The sequence below is a fragment of the Streptomyces sp. NPDC058964 genome, from assembly GCF_042741275.1.
GTDB lineage: Bacteria > Actinomycetota > Actinomycetes > Streptomycetales > Streptomycetaceae > Streptomyces.
The window spans coordinates 1-1,441 of record NZ_JBHYKH010000571.1; the positions used below are offsets into that span (position 1 = coordinate 1).

The following is a 1,441-nucleotide window of genomic DNA, read 5'->3' on the forward strand; positions in this document are numbered from 1 at the left end:
GCGGGTCTGCGCGCCGTGCGGGGCACCCACCGCCCCACCGGCGACGACCAGCGCACCGTGTGCCTGATCCCGTCCTCCGCGCACGGCACCAACGCCGCCAGCGCCGTCATGGCCGGGATGAAGGTCGTCGTCGTCAGGACCGCCGAGGACGGCGAGATCGACGTCGAGGACCTGCGGGCCAAGATCGAGCAGTACCGCGACGAGCTCGCGGTGCTCATGATCACCTACCCGTCCACACACGGTGTGTTCGAGGAGCACGTCGCCGACATCTGCGCCCAGGTCCACGAGGCGGGCGGCCAGGTCTACGTCGACGGCGCCAACCTCAACGCCCTGGTCGGCCTCGCCAAGCCGGGCCACTTCGGCGGTGACGTCTCCCATCTCAACCTGCACAAGACGTTCTGCATCCCGCACGGCGGCGGTGGCCCCGGCGTCGGTCCGGTGGCCGTACGGTCGCACCTGGCGCCGTACCTGCCGAACCACCCGATGCAGCCCTCGGCCGGCCCGGAGACGGGCGTCGGTCCGATCTCGGCGGCTCCGTGGGGCTCGGCCGGCATCCTGCCCATCTCCTGGGCGTACGTCCGGCTCATGGGCGGCGAGGGGCTGAAGCGGGCCACGCAGGTGGCCGTGCTCTCCGCCAACTACATCGCCAAGCGTCTCGAGCCGCACTACCCGGTGCTCTACACCGGCCCCGGTGGCCTGGTCGCGCACGAGTGCATCATCGACCTGCGCCCGCTGACCAAGGCGACCGGCGTGAGCGTCGACGACGTCGCCAAGCGGCTGATCGACTACGGCTTCCACGCGCCGACCATGTCCTTCCCGGTGGCCGGCACACTGATGATCGAGCCGACCGAGTCCGAGGACCTGATCGAGCTGGACCGGTTCTGCGAGGCGATGATCGCCATCCGCGCGGAGATCGAGAAGGTCGGCGCGGGGGAGTGGCTGGCGGAGGACAACCCGCTGCGCAACGCGCCCCACACGGCGGCCGCGCTCGGCGCCGACTGGGACCACGCCTACAGCCGCGAGGAGGCCGTCTTCCCGGCCGGTGTGTCGGCCGCCGACAAGTACTGGCCGCCGGTGCGCCGTATCGACCAGGCCTTCGGCGACCGCAACCTGGTCTGCTCGTGCCCGCCGATGGACGCGTACGAGGGCTGAGCGGCCCGAGCGAGCGCATGAGGGCCCCCGTCCACACCTGGCGAATTCCAGGGGTCGTCGCAACACAGTGATCAACTGGCTGTGGCCAGGAGCCTGGCGAGACGCGGGGGGGGGGGTGTGACGGGCCGGCGGGGGGGGTGGGGCGCGTGGTCGATCGGGGGGCGGGGGGGCGCGGGGGGGCGGGTGGGGGGGGGGGGCGGGTAACCACATCACCGCGGCTGTTTTGTTTGTGGAGGTGTGCCGCCCGGGGGGCGGGCGGGGGGCGGCCACGGCCACGGCGGCCTTCGGC

At 72.6% G+C, this 1,441-nt stretch carries 1 protein-coding gene; it reads left to right on the top strand.

Features of this window, described 5'->3' with window-relative positions:
• On the top strand, positions 1 to 1,152 hold a 1,152-nt coding region (locus ACFW2E_RS40455; RefSeq protein WP_384475171.1), incomplete at its 5' end, for a glycine dehydrogenase.
• Positions 1,153 to 1,441 lie beyond the last annotated feature (289 nt).